Below are 16823 nucleotides of genomic sequence, written 5' to 3'. Positions count from 1 at the left end.
GCAAATATAGAAAATAACTTTACTGCTACTTACGCTTGTTATTTATAAATTTGCTGCCTAATAAAGATTGTTTTGAAGGAACAAAAAAGGATCATATTAATTTCGCTGATTACGGGTATAGTGTTGATGATGGCGAAATTCGGGGCTTACTTTTTAACCGGTTCCAATTTTGTATTAAGTGATGCCGCCGAAAGTATTGTTAATGTAATTGCCAGTTCCTTCGCTTTTTTTAGCATTTACCTTGCTGCACAGCCTCGCGACGAAAATCACCCCTACGGGCATGGCAAGGTAGAGTACTTTTCGGTATTTATCGAAGGATCGCTTATAGGCATTGCCGGGCTCATCATTATCGGAAAATCGATATATAGTTTAATTCATCCCGAAAATATTCATGATTTGCTCACCGGCGCGGTTATTATTGGTGCCACGGGCGCTGTTAACGGCGCTTTGGGTTATTATATGATTTATAAGGGGAAAGTATTGCGGTCGATAACGCTCGATGCCGACGGGCGTCATTTAATAGCCGACATGGTAACCAGCATTGGCCTGGTGGCAGGTTTACTACTGATTCATTTTGTGGGTTTAATATGGCTTGATAGCGCGTTATCAATTTTGGTAGCCTTGTATTTAATTTATAGCGCCTACAAACTGGTACGCCGCTCTGTAGGCGGACTTATGGACGAGGCCGACATAGATGTAGTTAACGAGGTAATAAAAGTACTAAGCGATAAACGCCGCGATGCCTGGATTGATGTGCATAACCTGCGTGCTCAAAAATATGGTCATGAACTGCATATTGACTGCCACCTTACGCTACCCAGTTATTTTGATTTGAATACGGTGCATACCGAGGTATCGTTGGTTGATAAAATGATTAACCAGGAGGTAGGTATAAAAACCGAACTATTTATTCATACCGACCCATGTTTGCCCAATTGCTGCCACTATTGCAGCATGCCCAATTGCCCCATCAGGAGCGAGGCCAAAACAGAAACCATTGAGTGGACCATGGATATTGTAGTACGAAATAAAAAACACTTTGAATAATGACGTATTTTAATGTAAGGGTTTACGGCCTGTTGCTTAATGATAACGACGAATTGCTGGTAAGCGATGAGCAGGAATATGGGATGCAGTTTACCAAATTCCCCGGCGGTGGCCTTGAATTGGGCGAAGGCCTGGTTGACGGCCTGAAGCGCGAATTTATGGAGGAGTGTAACCTGGAAATTGAAATTGTAGGGCATTTTTATACAACCGATTTTTTTGTGAAATCGGCCTTTAACAATTCGCAGGTCATCAGCGTTTACTATTTGGTACGGAGCATAAGCCCGGTAAATTTAGTTACCAAAACCATAGCCTTTGATTTTGACGGCGAAGGCGAAGTGCTGCAGTCATTCAGGTGGATAAACTTAACTGCCCTAAGTATAGCCGATTTTGTATTCCCTACAGATAAGCGCGTAGTTGAACTTTTACAGGATGAGTTATGAACCTTACCGAACGTGACCTTAAAGTTATCTGGCACCCCTATACCCAAATGAAAACCGCGGCGCCGCCTGTACCCATTGTAAGGGGGGCGGGTGCTTTATTGTTTGATGAAACGGGCAAACAATATATTGATGCCGTATCGTCCTGGTGGGTAAACATTCATGGGCACGCGCATCCTTATATCGCCAAAAAAGTGGCCGAACAACTGCAGAAACTGGAGCATGTGATCTTCGCCGGCTTTACCCATGAAGGCGCTGTTGAATTAGCCGAGCGGTTATTGACCCATTTACCCGATAACCAGCAAAAAGCATTTTACTCAGATAATGGTTCAACCGCCATCGAAGTAGCCATAAAAATGTGCCTGCAATACTGGAATAACAACGGCCAGCAACGCACCAAAATACTGGCTTTTAACAATGCCTACCACGGCGATACCTTTGGTGCCATGGCTGTAAGCGGCCGCAGCGCATTTACAAAAGCCTTTGATAGTTTATTGTTCGAGGTCGAATTTATTGATACCCCCAACAAAGAAAACATCCAAAGTCTCAAATCTCAAATCTCACACCTCAAATCTCAACTGGCTTGTTTTATTTTCGAGCCACTGGTGCAGGGATCTGCAGGCATGCTGATGTACGAGGCCGAATACTTGAATGAACTGATGGCCCATTGCAAACAGGAAGGTGTGCTGATGATTGACGACGAGATTTTCACCGGGTTTGGCCGCACAGGAAAGTCATTTGCATGCGATTATCTTAATGTACAGCCCGATATTATGTGCTTTTCAAAAGGCTTAACGGGTGGCACCATGGCATTAGGCTTAACAACCTGTAGCAAGCACATCTACGATGCTTTTTTATCTGATGATCGGTTGAAAACGCTTTTTCACGGCCATTCGTTTACCGCCAATCCTATAGCCTGCGCATCGGCACTGGCAAGCCTGGATTTGTTTGAACAACCCCAAACAGCCGCAAATATTGAACGGATAGTTAACGCGCATGCATTGTTTGCCGGTAAAATTAAACATCACCCTAAAATAAAAAACCTGAGGCAAACCGGTACCATACTGGCAATGGAGTGGGAAACAGGGGATAATACCTCTTATTTCAGCTCGCTTCGCGATAAATTATACCATTACTTTTTAACTGCCGGTGTTATATTACGCCCCCTGGGCAACGTAATTTACATTTTACCGCCGTATTGCATTACTGATGATGAACTACAGTATGTTTACAGCAAAATAGAGCAGGCATTACAAGAAATATAACATGTTATTAAACAAACTTCTACCGCAAATAATAGCCGATAACCAGTTGCACTCCCGCTGGCTGAACACGCTGTCGCTGATGGAAAACACCGGGGCCCGCAAAATTTCGGCCAGTGAAGACCCGCTTACGGTGACCTATATTATCTTGAAACATGCTGCCGAAGAGCATCGCCATGCCTTTTACCTCAAAAAACAACTGGAAAAAACAGGTGTTGAGCTGCCAACCTACGCTGCCGAATACCTGCTGGCCCCGGGCTCAAGCAAATACTACTTAAACCAACTGGATATTGATGTTTGCCGCTATCTTAAAAGCGAATTGAACCTTACAGGCCCCGAACTTCGTTTTGCGGCTTATTTGCTTGTAACCTATGCTATTGAAGTTCGTGCCGATGAACTTTACCCCATTTACCAATCGGCCCTTGACGAAGCGGGCAGCAAAGTAAACGTAAAATCAATTATCCTGGAAGAAGAAGGGCACCTGGAAGAAATGCTTAACCAGCTGCACAAATTCTCGCCCGATTGGGAAAAACACGCCAATAAAGCGGTAGCTTTTGAAACCAGGTTGTTTGAAATGTGGGTGAAGCAGTTGGGAGCTTCGTTAAATTCAAAATTCAAAAGTTAAAATTCAAAATTTATTTCTGAACCGGAATTTGTTGAATTTAGGAATGTGCAGAATTTTTTAATTGGCCTGCTGACGAAATCCGACGTTTTTCATCGAGTATTTTGAATGCGTCTTCAATTGGGATGGAGGGTTCGTTAAGTAATTTCACTTCGTCATATAACCGAATATCTTCCAATTCGTCTAATTCTTCTTCTGTAGGCATATTCAAATTACGGCTATTAAAAATAAAAAAGCAAACCCGGAGCAATCAATATAGCGCATTTATTAATCTAAATTCTGCCAATTCTTTAATTCTAAAAATTCCGGTTCAGAAAAAATCCTGTTAACCCCGCAAACGGTTGGTTTAGTAACTCATATACTCCGTATATACCTCCTGCAAAAAGGCCTTGCCGTATAAAAGTACATTATCGGTAGTCTTCGCATCAGCGTTTTTATTGCCGGTGTAAACTATCCTGCGGCCTGAATTATCGTATGACACCACTTGTTGGGGTGCCATAAAACAAAAGCCATTGTCCCAGTCAAAAAAAGCAAAATCTTTGGTGGTAGGGTTAAGCAAATCTTTCGACCATTTAAACTGTTGATGGGGCAGGCCAAGCTGGGTAAGCAGGGTGGCGGCAATATCAGTTTGTCCGCCCAGTTTATTGATTTTTTTGCCTCTGTATTCGGGTTTTATTACTTCGCCAAGAAACAGCAGCGGGATATGGTATTTTACAGGGTTATAAGCTTCAGATACATTGCGTGGCAGGCGGTGGCCATGGTCGGCTACTAAAATAAACAGGGTGTTTTTATACCAGGCCTGCTTTTTAGCTTGTTCAAAATAGGAGTTGAGGCATGAGTCGGTAAAGTAGGCGGTACTCCTGAACTTATTGCTGGCATCACCCGCCTCATCGTCTTCCGGAAAATGTCCTTTTACGGGCAGCACAAAAGGCTCGTGATTGGTTGATGTTTGCAGGTAGGTAAAAAAAGGCTGCTTTTGTTGTTGGGCAAAATCCAGGTGTTTAGCAAAAAGCACATCGTCATAAACACCCCATTGGGTTTTTACCAGGTTTTGATCAAAGGCGGCTTCGTCGGTAATATGATCAACCTGGTGGTTTTTCATAAACAGGTCAAAATGCATGTAATTGCTTTTGCCGCCGTAAAAATATGATGTTGGATAGCCCGCCGTCTTAAGCGATGACGCTATGGCCGGCAGCTTTTTATTTTTTAAAGTATCGGCAACAATGGTACGAATAGCCTGCGACGGAAAGCCGCTCATGATAGATACGATGCCTTTGTCGGTCCTGTCGGCAGATGAATAAATGTTGTTGAACAGGATGCCGTTTTTAATGAATTTTTCAAAATTGGGCGCTACGCCTTTATCGCCCCCTAATGACTCAATCACATCGGCAGTATAGCTCTCTATCTGGATAATGACAATGTTTGGCCTGTTGGTGGTAAGTATGTTTTCCGTGCTGTCACTATTATAACTATAAGCCTCCTGCACAAGCCGGGTAGCATTGTTTGGCTGCATAAATACAAATGGGTTGTACGGGCGGCCAAGGTTTTCAACTACGTTGTTAAACAGGTTCCATTCGGTATTAAGAGCTGCCTGGTTTAAAAATTCATGATCAGAAAAATAGGCTGAGTTTTGATCGACAGGTACTGGTTGTAAACCGCCCCTCATGAGCAAAAAGTTGGAAAAAAGCAGTAAGGCTATAACCACGGCTTTTAGCCTGGGTTCGAGCACGGGCTTTTTAAAGTTAAAATCAATGATCTTTAATGACAGGAAGATACCCGATGCCAATATTATAATACATATAAAAACGCTCCTGCCCACCGGTGATGATCCTGTTGAGGCAAATGCTTCGGACGGTGCGTCGTACAATGATTTAAATACCCTGAACACCACTTTGGTGCCCCACTCGCGGAAAATGTTGAAATTGAGCCCGGTATTTAACGAGATAAAAAACAGGCAAACCCAAACATATACTTTAAGCCAGATAGGTTTAACATGCGTTTTTGGTATGCACCAGTTAACCAGGAAAACCAACAGGGGGATGGCGCTGATATAGGCTGCTGCCGAAGCATCAAGCCGGAGGCCGTAAAAATAGGTCTGTATAATGTCGCTTAGCCCGGCATCTTTAAGCTTAGGCAGAAAATATAGCTCAAACGCCAAACGGGTTATTGCGAAGAACAATAACCAGAATAAAAAAAATCTGACTAAACTAAAAAGGTTTCTTAACATACAGGGGTACAAAAGTAAGTACTTTACTGCAATGTTAAGAAACCTTTAGCTTTTTGTTAAAGTAATTGCTTACCTGCCGCCGCGCATGGCTTTCAAATCGTCCATCGTGATTTTTTCAAAATCGGCGGGGATACCAAAGGTGCCGGCAGGTAGTTTTTGCTCGGTTACACTTTTAACCGTAACCTCAGTTGACTGGCCTTGTGCAAATGAAGTATACTGCACCGGGAAACCACCGATGCCCGCGTAATATTTGGCTATACCAGTAGAAGGTATTTCAATATCATTGGTAATCCATATGTCGTAAGTTTTGCTGGTTTTTTTATCGGTAGCAACCACTTTTTTACAGTTAAAGCCATTGATAACCTTAGTTTCGGTGCCCGGGGCAAAAGTAAATTGTGGTAAAGCTGCCATTGCCTGGTCAATATCATCCGGACTGGCTACTGCCGCTTTTTTAATGTTGGCAACAGCTACATCAACCAAAACCACCATCGATGTAGCATCGGCGTTTGTTAAAATTTTGATATTGGCCGGTCCGTTTGAAAAAGCAAATGCACTTGAATCGGCCCTGAAATAGTTTTTAGCTTCAACGGGGCGTCCCATCATCTGGGTAGTGAAATCTATAACGCCCTCGCTGTACTTTTTTTGTGCGTTTGCACTCATTGCGGTTGCCGTAAGGGCAAGGCCCAAAGCAATACTTAAAGTTTTTATGCTCATTGTTTTAATTTGATTATTACCAATTTACCTGTTTTTAACTTAAAGACAAATTTATTGGCAGTTAGTTTAATGTTGTTAATTAGATACGGTAATAAGTGAATTGTTACGTTTTAATATTTTATAGTGTATGCTCAACGTTTTTGCAGTTGCCGCAAATCTTTCAATGGTTTGGCTACTGTTACTGCCATCAATGATCAATGTTTGGTAGCCATAGTTGCTATTTACCTCCTGTAAATTGGTGTGCGGGTTACCGGTAATATATAAATAATTGGTCATCAGTTTGCCCGGTAGCTGCTGGTTTTGTAAATGCTTATCAAATATAATTAACCTTTTATTATAAAACTGCATTAACGCGCCGCGTTTTTTAAACCATGTTGAACTGATGTTTTGGCCTAATCCAATAATGCTGATATGCTGCACCTGTGCGCTATCTAAATAAGGTTGTACCGAATATTTGTAATTTTTATCAGTATCGGCAAGGTTGGTAAGTACAATCGCGCTGCTGCCGTTTTTAAATACAATGCCCGTGTTTTTACGCAGGTTTAAAAAAGCGATAGAATGGGTGTTTTCGGCCCGGTACCTTTTCAGGCTGATGCTTGTGGCAAATAGCAGCAGGCTGGCCAGGCTAAGCTTTATAAGCCATATTTTTTTATTATACAAATAGTAAAACGCGCTTATAATGATTACATAAAGCAGTAAATACTCCGGCACGGTAAGCCATATTTTACCAATGCCGGCAAAAGGTGTATGTTCAATAATTGCCAGTGCTTTATTCATGAACAGGATGGTGTACTCCAATAGCCGCGCCTGTAAAGTTGATAGTAGGGGCACCCATGAAAGCGCCAGGTAGGCAACACCGCTATACATAATAACCGATGTAGGTATAATAATGAGCAGGTTACTCAGCAAAAAATAAACCGGGAACTGGTGAAAATACAATGCGCTTAACGGAAATGTAATAACCTGCGCCGCTATTGATACCGAGCAAGCCATCCAAACTTTATTGGCCCATTTATTTTTAAACTCCAGCCATTGATAAACAACCGGCTGTAAAACCACCAGCCCGGCTACAGCCAGGTACGATAACTGGAAACCAACATCTGTTATTAAAAGCGGGTTGTACAACAACAGCGCGAATGCCGATACCGCCAGGATGTTGAGTAAATTGATATATCGCGCATAGGTTTTACCAATAATAACCATACTGATCATCACCGCTGCCCGGCAAACGGCAGGTGAGAAGCCGCTGAGCAGCGAATAGTACCAGATTAGCGCGATAATGATAACCGCTTTTATTACCCGGCCATGCCGGTAGCCGTTTAAAAAGCCAAGCGTAAATTGTAACAGAATATAAATGATGGCCACGTGCGCACCCGAAACCGATAAAACATGGATGGTACCTGTTTTTGAATAAGCCTGCAAAATATCGGTACTCAAATCGGCTTTGTAACCAAGTATAAGGGTTGATGCTACGGCTATGGCACCAGGGTCATGCATTTGCTGCTTAAACCGGTTAATCATTTGCTGCCGTAAACGCAGCGAAAACGCGATGAGCGGGTTGCCGGTACCATGCATTACAACCCGGTACATCTCCGGGTATAAAAATGCCTGGTAGTATATATTTTGATGCGCCAGGTATTTTTTGTAATTGAATTCTCCTGGGTTAAAAGGGGGATCGATAGGGTTATATTTGGCCGGGATAACTAACTCATCGCCGTATTGCAGGGATATGGCTGCACTGTCTTTAATGGTGACCAGCAAGGTGCCGGTAACGGGTTTTAATTGCTTATTGTTAATGCTTTGCCCAACTGTTGCCGTAAATCTTAGCAGGCCGTTTTTGAGCTGCGGTTCGGTGGTAACTTTTATCGAAAGATATTGCGCCGGCCATCTGGAAAAATGTTGCCCATTGTTCAACTCGTTGTTATTGATTGCGGCGATGCAGCCTGCCAAAAACAGGATGAATGCGATTAATACCCCGCCAAGCCACCTGTTTTTATAAATAGCCAGTCGTTGGTAGGCTAAATTCAGGAAGATAAATGCAATACTCAGCCCGCCGAAAATGCTCCAAAGTAGAGGCAGGTATGAGGCTGTCATAAAGCCGATACCTAAGGATATCCCTGATAAAAAGGGCAGGAGCAATACAACAAACGGGATCTCGCCTTTATGATTCGCGATCATTTATGATATAGAAAACAATAAAGATATGTTTTAGGAGGATATCTACAACTGGTCCCTTACTTCCAGCAGGAATTTTTTGATGTTTTCGAGCGAATCAATTACCCGTTGGTTTTCTTTATGGTCGCCCAGGTTGCTTTTCAGGTGTTCTTTGGCGCCGTTGAGGGTATAGCCTTTATCGCGGATGAGGTGGAAGATGATCTTGAAATTCTCGATATCTTCCGGTGTAAAATAGCGGTTGCCTTTTTTGTTTTTTTTTGGCTGAAGTACATCAAACTCCTTTTCATAAAAACGGATAAGCGATTGGTTTACATCAAACATGGCCGATACCTCGCCCATGGTGTAATACATTTTGCTTATTTCACGTTCTTTGTAAGCCATATGCAAAGGTATCTTTTTGATTTTGGATTTGGGAACCGGGATTTCGGATTTTTTGCCTGAGCCCGATTAATCAGATTATCAGATTTCGACAGGAAATCAAATTCATAACAATCCGGTCAATCCAGCAAAATCCCTAAACCGTATTAGCTTTTCATCTTCTTCAGCAATGCTTCCACAACTTTTGGGAAGTGCAGGTGTTCGAGCTGCTGGCCTTTGAATTTGATCATCTCAAGGTTGTCGCCCGGTTCAATTTTGAATTTCGACTGATGGATAACTTCACCTTCATCAAACTGTTCGTTTACAAAATGAATTGTTATACCGCTTTCTTCTTCCCCGGCATCTAAAATAGCTTTGTGTACATGATCTCCGTACATGCCTTTACCACCATATTTGGGCAGCAGGGCAGGGTGCAGGTTGATGATTTTGTTGGGAAATGCCTTTAATAATGACGCCGGAATCAGCCATAAAAAACCGGCCAGTACGATAAGGTCTACCTGCAGGTTTTTGAGCAGGCGGATTACATCATCTGTCTCAAAAAATTCATTACGTGTAAATACGTGCGATGGCACTTCAAAATTGTCGGCTCGCTGTAACACAAAGGCTTGCGGGTTGTTGGTGAGTATCAATACAACTTCGGCCTCGGCATTGCGTTTAAAATACTCCATTATTTTTTGGGCGTTTGATCCCGAACCTGAAGCAAAAATGGCAATTCGTTTCTTCATTAAAGTTTTTCAAAGGTGATGAAACTGCCTCAAACGGTAATTAATATGTTAAGGGCAATTTATAAACCGTTCAATAATATTCAAATATAATTTTTTATGTGATTTAATTGCTACTTGTTATAGCTTTTTGCCTGATAAATCCATAGCGAACCACCGTGCGGGCCTTAGTGGCCGAATAATTGGGTTCAACGTCGCCGGTTTGTAATACCAGCGAGTAATTGCCAAGGGTTTCAATCTGTGTGTAGTCAAATGGTTTTTCGGTACTCATGGTGCCACCTGCTACCGTATCTTTAGCCACCATATCTGATGAGAAGTATAACCTGTTTTCGGTCAACGTCCAGGTGCCGGTTGATGTTTGCTCAATACAATCAAAATTGGTGTAGCTGCAGGTATTATCGCTTTTGAAAGTAAAATACTGGTTTTTATCACAATCGGTATTTAAGGTGTCAGGGTTGCCTACCTGCGTATTCCCTGTGTAATGGTAAACCTGTATCGAGGCTAGTTGCCAAACACCGCTGGCTAAAAGGGCCGGAATATTGCTGTTTTTATCTTTTTTGCAGGAGTTTACCAGTGCCCCAACGACAACTAAGGCAAGTATAAAGAGTAATGGAAATTTTTTTTTCATGAAATAATGTACGCGCAAAAATATGAAATCCTGCAGTTATTAATCCACCGGCAGGGGGTATATTTAAATAACTGTTTTAAACGTTTTTTATTTTAATGGAACGGCCAACATCTTCAAGCTGATGTAGCGGTTTTAACTTTTGAATTTTTACTTTTAACTTTTGAAATTAAAACCATGCGTATCCCATTCCCGCTGCTTAAAGCCGAATTTAAACGTGTTTTACTAAGCCTCGACTTTACAAATGACAAGGCCGACAAGTGTGCTGTTATTTTTGCTGAAAACAGCAGAGACGGCATATATACGCATGGATTAAACCGTTTTCCGGTTTTTGTGCAGCACGTAAAAGATGGGCTGGTTAAACCGGATAACCAACCCAACCGGCAAGCTGGTTTTGGTGCCATGGAACAATGGAATGGCAATTTGGGTCCCGGGATGCTGAACGCCAGGTTTTGTATGGATAGGGCTATCCAACTTGCAAGTGATAACGGAATAGGATGTGTGGCACTAAAAAATACCAACCACTGGATGCGCGGTGGCACCTACGGCTGGCAGGCTGCCAATGCCGGTTACATAGGTTTATGCTTTACCAATACCATTGCCAACCTGCCACCCTGGGGCGGCCTTGAGCCACGTTTGGGCAATAACCCCCTGGTGATAGCTGTGCCACGTAAAGATGGGCATGTGGTGTTGGATATGGCCATATCGCAATACTCGTTGGGGAAGTTGAAGCAATACGAAAATAGTAACGAGCCATTGCCCTTACCGGGCGGATATGATAGCGAAGGTAATTTAAGTACTAATCCGGCAGCCATCCTTGGGGCAAAAAGGCTACTTCCTATTGGGTTTTGGAAAGGATCGGGGCTTGCCCTGGTGCTCGATCTTTTGGCTACTGTATTAAGCGGTGGAAACTCCACAGCAAGAATAACCGAAAGCGGGGCCGATTCCGGCATATCGCAGGTATTTATCTGCATAAAACCTGCAAACGATCAGCAAACAGCCACCTTAATTGAAGAGATCATCGCTTACACCAAAACCAGTACCCCTGAGCAAGAGGGTGGTACAATAAGCTATCCCGGCGAAAATACCCTGAAAACCCGTGAAAGAAATTTATCCGAAGGGGTTTTGGTTGATGAGCGGATTTGGGATGTGGTGAGGGGTCTATAAAGCCGCTCCTCTATTTTTGAATTTTGAATTTTTACTTTTGAATTACCCAACCATCATCCCCTCAAATTTCTCCCAAAAGCCATCGCGCGGAACCGGGGCTATAATTTCGATAGGCTCGTTTTTTACCGGGTGAATAAAGGTAAGCTTACGGGCATGAAGGCAGATGCTCTTACGCAGGCTGCCACGCGGATATCCGTACTTATTATCGCCTACTATAGGTGAGCCCAGCGTTGATAGCTGTACGCGGATTTGGTGCGGCCGGCCGGTTATCGGGTCAACTTCTACCAGGTAGTACCCGTTAAGCTCGGCAACCAGTTTGTAGCTCAGTTCAGATCGTAAACTGCCTTGCACCTCTTTGTCGTGAGCTTTGGTTACGTTTTTTTGCGGATTTTTTACCAGCCAATGTACCAATGTGCCCGATTCAGGATACGGTTTTTTGCGCACCACGGCATAATAGGTTTTATGCATTTCGCGGCCTTTAAACATTTTATTGATCCGCTCAAGCGCTTTACTGGTTTTGGCAAACAGGATAACGCCGCTCACCGGCCTGTCCAGCCGGTGCACCACGCCTAAAAACGCGCCATTGGGCTTGTTGTATTTTTGGGCTATGTACTTTTTAACTTTATCGTCTAATGATTCGTCGCCGGTATCGTCAACCTGTACAATATCCCCGGCACGTTTGTTCACCGCAATAAGGTGATTATCCTCATAAAGGATATCCTTATCAGTAACATCAAAACTGGTATAATTAAACTCGGGGCGGGCCATTCTATTTTTGGTTCATGGTTGATAGTTCATGGCCACCGCAAACGGCTATGAACCATGAACTATCAACCATGGGCTATCTAATATTGTTCCTTATCACTCGGGAAGCTTTTTGATTTTACATCGCTGATGTAGTTTTTGAAAGCGCCGTTCATCTGCTCATATAAATTAGAATACTGGCGTAAAAAACGCGGCTTAAAATCGTTGTTAATCCCCAGCATATCGTGTATTACCAAAACCTGGCCGTCGCACTGGCCGGCACCGATACCTATAATAGGGATTTGTACGCTTTGGCTAACTTCTGTTGCCAGCTTGGCCGGTATTTTTTCAAGCACAATAGCAAAGCAGCCAAGCTCCTGTAATTTAAGCGCATCTTCACGCAGCTTTTGGGCCTCAACTTCCTCCTTGGCGCGTACCGTGTAGGTGCCAAATTTATAAATAGATTGTGGCGTTAAGCCCAAATGGCCCATTACCGGGATTCCTGCTGTAAGGATACGGCTTACAGATTCGGCTATTTCTACGCCTCCTTCCATTTTAACAGCATGGGCGCCAGATTCTTTCATGATCCGGATAGACGAGTTAAGCGCCTCTTTGGAGTTACCCTGGTATGATCCGAAGGGCAAATCAACAACAACCAATGCGCGTTTGGCCGCGCGAACAACTGACGATGCATGGTATATCATCTGATCGAGCGTTATCGGAAGCGTGGTTTCATGCCCGGCCATCACGTTTGAGGCCGAATCGCCTACCAGGATGATGTCCATGCCGGCTTCATCTACAATGGTAGCCATGGAGTAATCGTATGCGGTAAGCATGGCAATTTTTTCGCCACGGTTTTTCATCTCCTGCAAAATATGGGTGGTAATCCTTTTAACTTCTTTGTTTACAGACATGGTTAAATGTATTAAAGAAAGCACAAAGGTAATTTGAAACGCACGAATTTCACGAATTTAATCTAATTAGACTAACGCTAATAAATTAACTCAATTGACAGCGCATTCAATTCGTATTAATTTATTCCATTCGTGAAATTCGTGTCTGTTAATTTCTGAAATTCGTGTTTTAAATCCGAAATATTCTCTTACTTTTGCACCGTGAATCCGGAAGTTCCTTACTTCAATATTTCTATTAGTTTTCACGGGGCTTTGAACCAGGCGATCCGATTTAATAATCCATTCAATTTTTTTGCTAAATGACGCACTTCACCAAATTACCGGCAGTACTTTTATTGGCTGATGGCACCGTATTTTACGGTAAAGCCGCAGGAAAGATAGGTACTACTACCGGCGAAATCTGTTTTAATACAGGAATGACCGGTTACCAGGAAATTTTTACCGACCCATCATACTTCGGGCAAATAATGGTTGCTACCAATGCGCACATTGGTAATTATGGCATTGCCGATAGCGAAGTTGAATCGGGTAATATCCAGATTGCAGGCCTGGTTTGTAAAAACTACAACATTGCTTACAGCCGCAAACAGGCTAACGAATCTATCCAGGACTATTTTCAGCAGCAAAATATAGTAGGCATCAGCGATGTTGATACCCGCCAGATAGTACGCCATATCCGCGATAAGGGAGCCATGAATGCTATCATTTCTTCGGAGATATTAGATATCGAAGAGCTGAAAGCCAGGCTGGCCGAAGTGCCTTCTATGGACGGATTGGAACTATCGTCGCAGGTATCAACCACCGAAACTTACACTTTTGGTAGCGAGGATGCCGCCTATCGTGTAGCGGTACTTGATTTGGGTGTAAAGAAAAACATCCTGCGCAACTTTGACGACCGTGATGTTTATGCCAAAGTTTTCCCCGCAAAAACTACTTATGCCGAAATGGAAAAGGATTTTGCGCCAAACGGATATTTTATATCAAACGGCCCCGGCGATCCATCGGCTATGCCTTACGCCATTGATACGGTAAAAGAAATTTTAGCCGCCGATAAACCGATGTTTGGCATTTGCTTAGGCCACCAGTTACTGGCTTTGGCTAACGATATCCCAACTAAAAAAATGTTTAACGGTCACCGAGGTTTAAACCACCCGGTAAAAAATATCATTATCAATCATTGCGAGGTAACATCGCAAAACCATGGTTTTGGCGTGATCCCCGAAGCCGTACGTGCATCTGATAAAGTAGAAATTACCCATGTAAACCTTAACGATCAATCGATAGAAGGTATCCGTGTAAAAGATAAAAGAGCATTCTCGGTACAGTATCACCCGGAGTCGTCACCTGGCCCGCACGATTCAAGGTATTTGTTTGATGATTTTATCAACCTGATGAAATAAGCTGCGGATATGCAGATGTGCAGATTTTAGATGTGCAGATGATTTTGAAAGCCTTTCGAGTTTTAAGCTTGAAAGGCTTTTTTATTGTTGGTTTATGCCTCGGCCGGTGTGGCAACGGCTACAGCCGGCAGTGTGAACATAAATTCGGTACCTACTCCCGGTTGGCTGGTCACCCATATTTTGCCGTGGCATTTTTCGACCAGATCTTTGCAAAACAGCATGCCCATGCCGGTGCCCGACTCATTTTTGGTACCAACCTTGCTGTTTACCTTGCCTTTAAACAGTTTATCGCGCTGATCGGCAGACATGCCTACCCCGGTATCTTTTACCTTTACAACAATTCTTTTATTATCTTCCATCGTTGCCGAAATCTCTATGGTATCACCTTCACGGCAAAATTTAAGCGCATTGGTAATCAGGTTACGAATAACAATGCGGATAGAGTTTGGATCGGCCCAGGCGGATAAATTGGCGGGGATACTATCCACCAGGGTAATACCTTTTAATTGGGCTTGCTCATGATAGCTCTCAATCTCCAAACTCACCAGCCCTTTTATCGAAAAGTTTTTTACCGATGCTTCAAAGTTTTCCATTTGGCTGTTTATCCAGAATAGCAGGGTATCAAGAAAATCAGAAGTATATTCCAGCTTTTTTAATACGCCGGGTATCATTTCCAGCAATTCCTCGTGGCTGATGCTGTCGTCCTGTAATAAACTGAAAAGCCCACGCAGTGTGCTTAATGGCGCGCGCAGGTCATGGGCTAAAATAGATATCAGCCTGTCTTTTAAAACATTTAAATCGTTTAGCTTTTCGGCCTGGTCGTCAATGTTGGCTTTTTGTTTCAATATCTCGTGGTTACGGTCTTCCAAAAGGGCGTTAATCTTTTGCTGCTTTCGTTTTTGCCGGTAATAAATACCCACAGTAACAATCATGCCCACAATGATGATAGAAAATATGGCGTTAACCAGGCGTTGGCTTTTTATTTTCTGTTGATATATCAGGTCGCGTTCGCGTTGTTGTTGGGCAAGTTGCCGTTTCTTTTCGGCAAAGCCAAGTTCGTAATTATATGACGTTAGCTTTTGAATGCTTTCATTATCGTTAATTTGATTTTTAAGGCTGATGTATTCATTTAGCATCCGGTTGGCATCCTCAAATTTACCAAGGCCGGCCATCGCTTTGTTAAGTTGTAATGCGGAGTTTGAGCGTACCGATATATTCCCCAGTTTAATAGCCTGCGCCTGCCCATCCACGGCGTATTTATAGGCATTTTTATAATCGCCCAACAAATTATAAACAGTGGCATAACCGTTTGAAGCATAGGCCTGGTTATAAACAATCTGGTATTTTGTAGCTATCCGTAACGATGTATCCAGGTATGATTTGGCAAGCGGAATTTGATTTTTATGCGCATAACACATGCCCAGATCTGTATAAACCGAACTTAGCCCGTCTTTATCATCCTGCTGTTTGGCGGTTTTTAACGATTTTAATAAATACACTATAGCCTCGTCGTACTTATGCTGGGCAAGCAGTACTTCGCCAATGTTTTCATTTATGGTGCCAACAGCTTGTTTGTTATTGGTGGCCTCAAATACCTGTATAGCTTTTTTGAAATATTCGAGGGCGTTTGGAAACACCTCCATGTTTTGCAATACCACACCAATATCATTATAAATTTCGGCCGAGGTTGTTATATAGTTGTTTTTTAACGCAATAAAAAGGCCCTTGTAGTAAAAGTCGAGCGCATTTGAAAGCTGGCCTTTGCTAAAGTATGTTATACCTATGTTTTTATAGCAATCTGTTAAGGTAGGCTCGTCCTGGTTGCGCAGGCAAATCAGGCGCGCTTTATCTAAATAGCCTAACGCGAGTTTGTATTCGGCCAGTTGGTTATACATCCGCCCGTACGAAATGTAGGCCTTACTAAGGCCCTTATCGTTATGTAAGCTTTTGAATATGGTTATAGCTTCGTCGAAATTTTGTTTAGCTTGTTTGGAGTTGCCTTTAAAATAATTTACGTGCCCGGTTTCCAGCAAACCATTAGCTATACCTTCCGGATATTTAATTTTGCGCGATAGCTCAATGCTTTTTTTGCCATAATAGTAGGCGCTATCGGGGTTCGATTTAAAATAACCCGATGCTATTTTATTGAGTTTGTTAATGGTAGCGGTATCCGGATTTTTTTGATATGCAGACGCAGGCAATAACAGGTTTTTAATGCTGTCAACTTCGGGATGTGATTTGGCAAATGCCGGAAGGCTTAAGAATATAAAAAAGACCGCCGATATTAACCCCCGTGTACCATTATTATCTACAATATGTTTTTTTAATCTCAAGATCAGTTAATAGTTAATGCTTTATACGAGATAAACAGCGAAATTGATTTGGTTTA

General features: G+C 42.7%; 16 protein-coding genes. 6 read left to right on the top strand and 10 right to left on the bottom strand.

Going from position 1 to position 16823, the window contains the following annotated elements:
* Positions 1 to 72 precede the first annotated feature (72 nt).
* The 4 genes from PQ469_RS21650 to PQ469_RS21635 are packed head-to-tail and all read left to right on the top strand — an operon-like array spanning position 73 to position 3371.
* Positions 73 to 1047, top strand: a complete 975-nt coding sequence (locus tag PQ469_RS21650) for a cation diffusion facilitator family transporter (protein ID WP_274209539.1) — start codon at positions 73 to 75, stop codon at positions 1045 to 1047.
* The gene (locus PQ469_RS21645; protein ID WP_274209538.1) at positions 1047 to 1487 is read left to right on the top strand and encodes an NUDIX domain-containing protein; all 441 of its coding nucleotides are present in this window, start codon (positions 1047 to 1049) and stop codon (positions 1485 to 1487) included. The genes PQ469_RS21650 and PQ469_RS21645 overlap by 1 nt, the downstream gene beginning before the upstream one ends.
* A complete protein-coding gene (bioA, locus tag PQ469_RS21640) occupies positions 1484 to 2749 on the top strand; it encodes an adenosylmethionine--8-amino-7-oxononanoate transaminase (RefSeq protein WP_274209537.1) in 1266 nt (421 codons plus the stop codon). The genes PQ469_RS21645 and bioA overlap by 4 nt, the downstream gene beginning before the upstream one ends.
* 1 nt (position 2750) lies before the next feature.
* Complete coding sequence (locus PQ469_RS21635; protein WP_274209536.1) at positions 2751 to 3371, top strand: hypothetical protein; 621 nt, start codon at positions 2751 to 2753, stop codon at positions 3369 to 3371.
* A 37-nt stretch (positions 3372 to 3408) separates the two neighbouring features.
* On the opposite strand, the gene PQ469_RS21630 is transcribed toward PQ469_RS21635, so the two are convergent.
* From PQ469_RS21630 to PQ469_RS21600, 7 genes are all read right to left on the bottom strand, one after another.
* Positions 3409 to 3573 (bottom strand): hypothetical protein, encoded by a 165-nt coding sequence (locus PQ469_RS21630; RefSeq protein WP_177183959.1) that lies wholly within the window; start codon positions 3571 to 3573, stop codon positions 3409 to 3411.
* A 141-nt stretch (positions 3574 to 3714) separates the two neighbouring features.
* Positions 3715 to 5526, bottom strand: coding sequence for an LTA synthase family protein (locus PQ469_RS21625; protein WP_274209535.1), 1812 nt, complete (start codon positions 5524 to 5526; stop codon positions 3715 to 3717).
* Positions 5527 to 5664: 138 nt separating this feature from the next.
* Complete coding sequence (locus tag PQ469_RS21620) at positions 5665 to 6309, bottom strand: hypothetical protein (RefSeq protein ID WP_090653236.1); 645 nt, start codon at positions 6307 to 6309, stop codon at positions 5665 to 5667.
* A 75-nt stretch (positions 6310 to 6384) separates the two neighbouring features.
* Positions 6385 to 8487: a ComEC/Rec2 family competence protein gene (locus tag PQ469_RS21615; protein ID WP_274209534.1), complete on the bottom strand. Its 2103-nt coding sequence runs from the start codon at positions 8485 to 8487 to the stop codon at positions 6385 to 6387.
* A 42-nt stretch (positions 8488 to 8529) separates the two neighbouring features.
* Positions 8530 to 8865 carry a MerR family transcriptional regulator gene (locus tag PQ469_RS21610; protein ID WP_090653238.1) on the bottom strand — a complete coding sequence of 112 codons (336 nt, stop codon included), beginning with the start codon at positions 8863 to 8865 and terminating at the stop codon, positions 8530 to 8532.
* 143 nt (positions 8866 to 9008) lie between these two features.
* Positions 9009 to 9587: a phosphoribosylglycinamide formyltransferase gene (gene purN / locus PQ469_RS21605; RefSeq protein ID WP_274209533.1), complete on the bottom strand. Its 579-nt coding sequence runs from the start codon at positions 9585 to 9587 to the stop codon at positions 9009 to 9011.
* Between the two features lie 103 nt (positions 9588 to 9690).
* Entirely contained in the window at positions 9691 to 10212 is a 522-nt protein-coding gene (locus PQ469_RS21600; RefSeq protein WP_090653240.1) for a lipocalin-like domain-containing protein, read from the bottom strand.
* A gap of 174 nt (positions 10213 to 10386) precedes the next feature.
* On the opposite strand from PQ469_RS21600, the gene yiaK reads away from it, so the two are divergent.
* Positions 10387 to 11376 carry a 3-dehydro-L-gulonate 2-dehydrogenase gene (yiaK, locus tag PQ469_RS21595; RefSeq protein ID WP_274209532.1) on the top strand — a complete coding sequence of 330 codons (990 nt, stop codon included), beginning with the start codon at positions 10387 to 10389 and terminating at the stop codon, positions 11374 to 11376.
* A 42-nt stretch (positions 11377 to 11418) separates the two neighbouring features.
* On the opposite strand, the gene PQ469_RS21590 is transcribed toward yiaK, so the two are convergent.
* Positions 11419 to 12144: an RluA family pseudouridine synthase gene (locus tag PQ469_RS21590; RefSeq protein WP_274209531.1), complete on the bottom strand. Its 726-nt coding sequence runs from the start codon at positions 12142 to 12144 to the stop codon at positions 11419 to 11421.
* Positions 12145 to 12221: 77 nt separating this feature from the next.
* The gene (gene panB, locus PQ469_RS21585; RefSeq protein ID WP_274209530.1) at positions 12222 to 13034 is read right to left on the bottom strand and encodes a 3-methyl-2-oxobutanoate hydroxymethyltransferase; all 813 of its coding nucleotides are present in this window, start codon (positions 13032 to 13034) and stop codon (positions 12222 to 12224) included.
* A gap of 299 nt (positions 13035 to 13333) precedes the next feature.
* On the opposite strand from panB, the gene carA reads away from it, so the two are divergent.
* Positions 13334 to 14434, top strand: coding sequence for a glutamine-hydrolyzing carbamoyl-phosphate synthase small subunit (gene carA, locus PQ469_RS21580; RefSeq protein ID WP_090653244.1), 1101 nt, complete (start codon positions 13334 to 13336; stop codon positions 14432 to 14434).
* A 92-nt stretch (positions 14435 to 14526) separates the two neighbouring features.
* Here the strand turns inward: carA and PQ469_RS21575 are convergent, their stop codons facing one another.
* Positions 14527 to 16767, bottom strand: a complete 2241-nt coding sequence (locus PQ469_RS21575) for a tetratricopeptide repeat-containing sensor histidine kinase (protein WP_274209529.1) — start codon at positions 16765 to 16767, stop codon at positions 14527 to 14529.
* Between the last annotated feature and the right edge of the window lie 56 nt (positions 16768 to 16823).

The sequence above is a fragment of the Mucilaginibacter sp. KACC 22773 genome, assembly GCF_028736215.1.
GTDB lineage: Bacteria > Bacteroidota > Bacteroidia > Sphingobacteriales > Sphingobacteriaceae > Mucilaginibacter.
The sequence above is the reverse complement of the archived record's forward strand: the minus strand, read 5'-3'. Positions and strand labels throughout refer to the sequence as shown.

Bases quoted from the DNA above. Each gene is read 5' to 3' on its own strand.
- PQ469_RS21645 (WP_274209538.1), top strand. From the start codon at position 1,047: ATGACGTATTTTAATGTAAGGGTTTACGGCCTGTTGCTTAATGATAAC.
- bioA (WP_274209537.1), top strand. From the start codon at position 1,484: ATGAACCTTACCGAACGTGACCTTAAAGTTATCTGGCACCCCTATACC.
- PQ469_RS21635 (WP_274209536.1), top strand. From the start codon at position 2,751: ATGTTATTAAACAAACTTCTACCGCAAATAATAGCCGATAACCAGTTG.
- PQ469_RS21630 (WP_177183959.1), bottom strand. From the start codon at position 3,573: ATGCCTACAGAAGAAGAATTAGACGAATTGGAAGATATTCGGTTATAT.
- PQ469_RS21620 (WP_090653236.1), bottom strand. From the start codon at position 6,309: ATGAGCATAAAAACTTTAAGTATTGCTTTGGGCCTTGCCCTTACGGCA.
- PQ469_RS21615 (WP_274209534.1), bottom strand. From the start codon at position 8,487: ATGATCGCGAATCATAAAGGCGAGATCCCGTTTGTTGTATTGCTCCTG.
- PQ469_RS21610 (WP_090653238.1), bottom strand. From the start codon at position 8,865: ATGGCTTACAAAGAACGTGAAATAAGCAAAATGTATTACACCATGGGC.
- purN (WP_274209533.1), bottom strand. From the start codon at position 9,587: ATGAAGAAACGAATTGCCATTTTTGCTTCAGGTTCGGGATCAAACGCC.
- PQ469_RS21600 (WP_090653240.1), bottom strand. From the start codon at position 10,212: ATGAAAAAAAAATTTCCATTACTCTTTATACTTGCCTTAGTTGTCGTT.
- yiaK (WP_274209532.1), top strand. From the start codon at position 10,387: ATGCGTATCCCATTCCCGCTGCTTAAAGCCGAATTTAAACGTGTTTTA.
- PQ469_RS21590 (WP_274209531.1), bottom strand. From the start codon at position 12,144: ATGGCCCGCCCCGAGTTTAATTATACCAGTTTTGATGTTACTGATAAG.
- panB (WP_274209530.1), bottom strand. From the start codon at position 13,034: ATGTCTGTAAACAAAGAAGTTAAAAGGATTACCACCCATATTTTGCAG.
- carA (WP_090653244.1), top strand. From the start codon at position 13,334: ATGACGCACTTCACCAAATTACCGGCAGTACTTTTATTGGCTGATGGC.